At 45.7% G+C, this 6,000-nt stretch carries 6 protein-coding genes and 1 tRNA gene; 3 read left to right on the top strand and 4 right to left on the bottom strand.

Annotated elements, in window-relative coordinates; translation table 11 throughout:
• Positions 1 to 526 precede the first annotated feature (526 nt).
• Entirely contained in the window at positions 527 to 628 is a 102-nt protein-coding gene (locus tag HQM11_07970) for an excalibur calcium-binding domain-containing protein (GenBank protein ID MBF0350955.1), read from the top strand.
• A 9-nt stretch (positions 629 to 637) separates the two neighbouring features.
• Positions 638 to 1,840 (top strand): site-specific integrase, encoded by a 1,203-nt coding sequence (locus tag HQM11_07975; GenBank protein ID MBF0350956.1) that lies wholly within the window; start codon positions 638 to 640, stop codon positions 1,838 to 1,840.
• A gap of 320 nt (positions 1,841 to 2,160) precedes the next feature.
• On the opposite strand, the gene HQM11_07980 is transcribed toward HQM11_07975, so the two are convergent.
• The 4 genes from HQM11_07980 to HQM11_07995 all read right to left on the bottom strand — a co-directional run bounded on the left by HQM11_07980 (position 2,161) and on the right by HQM11_07995 (position 5,543).
• Positions 2,161 to 2,237 (bottom strand) — tRNA-Arg (locus tag HQM11_07980).
• 119 nt (positions 2,238 to 2,356) lie between these two features.
• Positions 2,357 to 3,907, bottom strand: coding sequence for a polysaccharide biosynthesis C-terminal domain-containing protein (locus tag HQM11_07985; GenBank protein MBF0350957.1), 1,551 nt, complete (start codon positions 3,905 to 3,907; stop codon positions 2,357 to 2,359).
• Positions 3,908 to 3,935: 28 nt separating this feature from the next.
• The gene (locus HQM11_07990) at positions 3,936 to 4,577 is read right to left on the bottom strand and encodes a hypothetical protein (protein ID MBF0350958.1); all 642 of its coding nucleotides are present in this window, start codon (positions 4,575 to 4,577) and stop codon (positions 3,936 to 3,938) included.
• A 6-nt stretch (positions 4,578 to 4,583) separates the two neighbouring features.
• Positions 4,584 to 5,543, bottom strand: coding sequence for a HAMP domain-containing histidine kinase (locus HQM11_07995; protein ID MBF0350959.1), 960 nt, complete (start codon positions 5,541 to 5,543; stop codon positions 4,584 to 4,586).
• A 137-nt stretch (positions 5,544 to 5,680) separates the two neighbouring features.
• Here HQM11_07995 and HQM11_08000 point away from each other — a divergent pair.
• Positions 5,681 to 6,000 (top strand): NAD(+)/NADH kinase (locus HQM11_08000; GenBank protein MBF0350960.1); only part of this gene is annotated, 320 nt, incomplete at its 3' end.

Raw genomic sequence — 6,000 nt, forward strand, 5'->3', positions numbered from 1 at the left:
TGAGGCTCACCGTTCTGGTGGATGGAGTTGGGACAGTGCAAAAAAATCGGAATATGCCAACGATCTGACCCATACTGAAACGCTGATTGCTGTATCGGCTTCTGCCAATCGGTCAAAAGGCGACAAGGATCCTTCTGACTGGCTACCTTCAAATACCTCCTATCATATAACTTACGCAAAAAACTGGATAGCGGTCAAAAACACATGGGGCTTGAAATCAAACAAATCTGAACTCGAAGCCCTCAAAGACATCCTGAAAACCGAAACGGGGATTACTTATCCAGAAGAGGCTGAGGAATGCACGTCATCCTCCGACAATACATCCACAGAGTCTCAAGGTGATGACACAAGTGCCGAAACGTCAACGACCACCACCACGGAAACCACGACTACACCAACCACCACCACGGAAACCACGACTACACCAACCACCACCACGGAAACCACGACTACACCAACCACCACCACGGAAACCACGACCACCACACCACAGTTCACATGCGCTGGGAAAAAAACCTGTTCCCAGATGACTTCATGTGATGAGGCTAAATTCTATCTGAACTCTTGCGGCGTTTCTTCTTTAGATAGCGACAAAGACGGGACACCTTGTGAATCTCTATGCAAATAGGCTCATCCGATGCCCAAACTAAGAAAGCTTTTCACCAAAGACGAAAAACGGGGAAAGTATCAAGCACGATTCCATGAACTAGCCCCCCCAGGGGGAGAATCCCCAAAAATTGATCTCTGCGATATAGAAGAGGCTGAGTATAAAACCCTTTCTGATGGCCAGAAACGAAAACGCACTGACACTGAGTTCTCCCAATATCTCACCAATCTCTACAATCTCAAACTGATCGAAGTCAAAGAGCAACGTCACCGGCAAACAAAAATTGATGACAGGATAACAGTCAAGGATGCCATCCAGCTCTGGCTGGATAATGATGTCTCCGACAAAACCAAAAAATCCAATACCAACAAGGAATACACGTTAAGCTCCAATTATTACATGGAGGCCGTTGGAGATCACCCTCTTGAAGACTTCAAACCAGAATACTCGCTGCGGTTTCTCTCCTTTCTGAATAAACGCTGTAACTCGTCTCATACTATCCTAAAGCATGTCCGGCAAATGCAGCGATTTTATACCTGGGCTTTTGAAGAAGGCCGGTTGATCGAACGGCCTGTCAAATTGACCAGGCCGAAAACCACCTTGTCCGATCCCCAGGTGTATTCGCAGGAGCAACTCGACCAACAAAAAACGTATTTCCAGAAACTCGCTGAGGAATCGAAACGCTACCGTCAAGAGTATCTCAATCTCGTTCGGGCATTCATGGTTGGGCATTATGGACTCATGCGTTCAGGAGAGATGTGCTATTTACCATTGACCCACATCTCCCTCGAAACACGTTCCATTGAAATCAAGGAAATCCACAAGGACGAACTCTCCTGGTCTCCTAAAACCACATCGTCTTATCGAGTTGTTCCTATTTGTGATGAGTTGCTGGAATTTCTGGCGCAGGATTTGGTTTCCCGTTCGCAATTTGAATACTGGTACCTGGATGATGGCAAGGGCGGGCGGGCCTATGCTGGCCCCTCTCAATTGACTCATGCGGTGCAACGCAAGAACGATAAGCTTGGATTCCCCAAAGGAGTTGATCCGATCCATGGATGGCGCAAATCCGGCATTACCAGGCTCTTATCAGATGGATTGCCTCTTCAACTGGTGCAGGCCATAGCGGGACATTCAAACCCACAAACAACCATGAACCACTATGCCTCGAAAAAGGAACTGCTCCAGACTGCCTTATCAGCCATGAACAAATTTCGGAGACTGGACAAATGACTTCTGAGATGCCTCAAGGATTTTTTCATTCCGGATTCATTCCGGATTCACCGGATAAATTCCGGTTTCTCTATTCAATTTCATTATTCATTCCGGCTTTATTCCGGATAATTTCCGAAAAAATTCTGGAGTCGCAATTCAAATTCCATTCCGGATTCATTCCGGATTCAGGGAAAGCATCAATTTTCGGAAAAAAACCGCTAGGCCAGAAACAGTCAAATCTAGCGGTTTTTTTTCATTCCGGATTATTCCGGATTCGTTTTGCTGTTCTTCTTTCGAGAGTGAAAACCCTGCAAGCTAGTATTTATCAGGGTTTGAAGTGGTGCGTCCGGAAGGACTCGAACCTTCGACCAACGGATTAGAAATCCGTTGCTCTATCCACCTGAGCTACGGACGCATTTGAGGCGCGATTTGCCGGGAAGCAAACCAAAATCAGATCGGGAATCTTATTGAACAAGAGAATTTTTGCAAGAAGAAAGTTAGATCGTTCTTGAAGCCGCACAAAATTTTATAAAATCATGATTTCTGGGCAAACCATTTTAGCCAATAACGTTGCAGTGGCAATTTGGAGCGTTGGAGAATTTCAATGTTTTCTCTGGAAATCGGTTTGAGCCAGACCAGACAGAATCCATAAACCAGCATGCCCACAACAATAAGTCCTGAGAACCTAAGCATCAGCAGTGGAAATACACACAAACCACTACCATAAACAGCGGCACCCATCAGAAACGATGCCGACAGAACTTTGATGCTGAATTTCAGCGAATAATCAGGATGAATCAACTGGTGCAAGCGCCAGGATTCATAGGCTGAAGCAAAAAGTCCTGTGACTAAAGTTCCCCAGACAACCCCCATTGCCTGATATTGCTGAACCAGCAACAGGTTGACCACCACATTCACCACCCCCCAAAACAGACGGGACTGAATCAGAACTTTTTGCTGATCCATCGCCAGCATGAAAGAGGCATTCATCACCCCCACCTTGATGATGGCAAAATGCAGAAAAAACAGCATCAACAACGGAACTGTTTCCAGATTTTCAGCGCCATAAAACAATTCCACAATTTCACTGGATAATACGATGCCACCGACGGTCATGGGAATGGTGAACAGATAGATGAACTCGAATAAGCCATTATAAATCTGTTTCAACTTTTTTGTGTTTTTCTGATGATAAACTTCTGTGATGAAGGGTAATAAAAAGCCCCCTTGCAGTGCCAGTTCAAAAAAACTGCCGGCAAAAAAAGCAAAATTATAGGCAATCGTATAAAAGGTCACTTGCCGGGCATCCGGCGCATAGGCGCCAATGATAAAAATATCAGCACCTTTTCCCAAAGCATACAACATCAGATGGTAGATATAAAAATACACTGCATACTGCCTGATAGACGTTTGCTGGTCTGGAAGAATGGGTTGGGAATTTCCAAGTTTTCGGTAATGAGGAATCATCCTGAAGCTGAAAAAGATCAGCAATCCGGCCTTGGCCAGAATGTTGGCATATAACACGCCCAGCACGCCCCATCCCTGTGCCACCGCAATCCAGGCGCCAGTGAGATAGGCAACATAACAGATCAGGTCTACCAGGTTGATCCAGCGTTGTTCATAATAGGTAACCAGAATCCTGCGGACCAGTTCCTGGAAACTGCCCAACCCCAAAGTGGCAAGGATGATCAACAGGTATAAAGCGACATTGTGGGACTGTAACACTTGTTCATCCCCGATCAGCCATTGATTGAGCGGTTGCGTCACCAGGAGTCCTGCCAGAATTACCAGAAAAACACCTGCGCCTCTGAAGCGGAAGGCAAGTCGAATCAAGGATTTGATGGTGCCGGACTGCTGTTCCACCCGAAATGCCGGAACAAATTTCCCAATGACCCCTTCCATACCAAATGAGCATAGAAACAGCAGGGTCGCGAGCAGGTTGAGATAAACAGACAGGACACCATAATCCAGATTCCCCATTAATCGTACAAGCACTATGGATTCGGCAAACCGGACCATTGTGAGGATTCCCTTACCCAGAAAATCCCAGATCATTGCGGAAACAGCTTTGGGCGAATTGGACATGGTGGTGGTGAGTCGTTAGGAAAGGAGATCAGGAGGAACGGAGTTTTTTGAGACTTTCATAGCGAAGACGGTGCCAGGGGATACGAAATTGTTCCTGAAACGTTTCCAACAATTGTTCATTGAGTTCTTGCATCAGGGCATTGAACATTTCAGGGTCTTCTTCATTGGGGGTGAGTTGCCTGTGCAAACGACCACGCCAGATGATCTGGTTGCTTGCCGTATCCCACAGAATCAGGCGCAACAATACCTGACTTGGGGCTGGACAGTCTTCAGTGCATGGATATTCCTCGGCCTGAACAATCAGAAATTGATCAGCCGCCAGTATTGGTGCCAATTCATGGACGAGATCTTTGTCTGAAATCATGGTCAATGCCGCAGTTGTGGTGTAGCGATGGATTTGTTGCCTGAGAAGCGGATTTTCACGGGTCAACTCATTTTGTTCCTGCTCTGTCAGAACATGGCTGAAACTGCTGAATTGAGACAATGCGCTGTCATATCTGGCGGCCAACGGTTTCCAGACTGATTCAGGCAAATGCCCCTGGGGTTTTACTGGAAAGATGGCGACACGCTTGCCGATGTGAGGGAAAAGATCACTTTTGGAAAAAACATTCACCTCACTGCATCCGCCAAGGAGGCCGAGCGCAAGGAAAATCAGGCAAAAATATTTCACAGAAACTCACATGAAAGAGATAGGAATTTGAAGAGTGAAGGTGCTACCCTGGCCTTCGCCGGCTGATTGAACCGTGATCTCACCATTCAGCATGTGGACCAGTTCATGGCACAGCGCGAGTCCAATGCCAAGTCCTTCTTCTTTGCGGATATTGCTTCCCCGTTCAAAAAAAGAAAAAATAAACTGCTGATCCTTTAAGGAAATGCCGCGCCCGGTATCAACAATCTGAAACATCAATCTGTTTTTTTCTGACAGAAAGACATGCAGGCGGATCACCCCTTCATCGGTGTATTTCACAGCATTGCCGAGCAGATTGGTGAGAATACTGTTCAATTTGAAGCGATCTGTCTGGATGGCTTCCGGTACATTTCCAGCAACATCGACCGCAAGTTCCAGTCCTTTTTTCTGAGCAAGGATCTGGATATTCCCTCGAACTTCGTCGATCACTTGACGTAATGGAATTGTTTCATATTTCAGATTGGCCACACTCACCTGATTGAGCATCCGGTCCAATACCTCCAACTGCCGATTGCCAGCGGCCAGAATGCGTTGCAGGATTTCCATCTGTGATTTGTCAGACTCTTTAACGTTTTTCAGCAGCAGTTCGGAAAATCCAATGATAGAGGTCAATGGCGTTTTGACTTCATGCATGGCAATCTGAAAGGTTTGTTTGCGTTGCTGGGCTTTCAAATATTCTTCCTCCAGCATGGAATATGCGGAATTTTTATTTTTAAGCTCTTGTTGCAGGGCCACAAGTTCCTGGCGCAATGCCATATTTTCCGCAGTGGGAGAGACATCCGAAAATATAATATCCCGGATCGCGTCGATTTTTTCCAGAAACACCTGGAGTAAATTTCTGATTTTAACCAGAAAATAGGTTTCCAGCAGGCTTAAATTGCTTTCATGCAGTGCCTGAAGGGCCGAGGTGAGCGTGTTGTATGGAGAAAAAATTGGATTCAAAGCCATCTAAAATATCCTCAAGGGAAAATCCTTTGCCTTTTTTGTTGAGACACAATAGTAAGGCAAGCTAGCATAATTTATTAAAAAAAACTATTCATCCTGATGAAATTTTTAAGGATGAATTCCTTGCCCCGGAGGCAATTGTGTCCAAGCTGATGCTTAAGAAAGCAGGTCTCTTTTTTGATCCGTCTCATGATAACGTCCCGGTCCAGACTATTCAGGACTGGTTTAAGCGGCATCATATCGAGTTAATTGTTCTTGACTGGAATAGTTCCAAACGTCAAGACCTGGATGTGATTATTGTTATGGGAGGTGATGGAACTGTTTTGTATGTTTTGAGAACATTCAAAGGATGTCCGGTTTTGGCCATCAATCATGGGAATGTAGGGTTTTTGACGGCCGCGGATCAACAGGACTGGGAATTGGTGATTTCCCGTCTGCTGGAACAAAATTATGTCCTCAG

It is taken from the genome of SAR324 cluster bacterium, from assembly GCA_015232315.1.
Lineage (GTDB): Bacteria > SAR324 > SAR324 > SAR324 > NAC60-12 > JADFZZ01.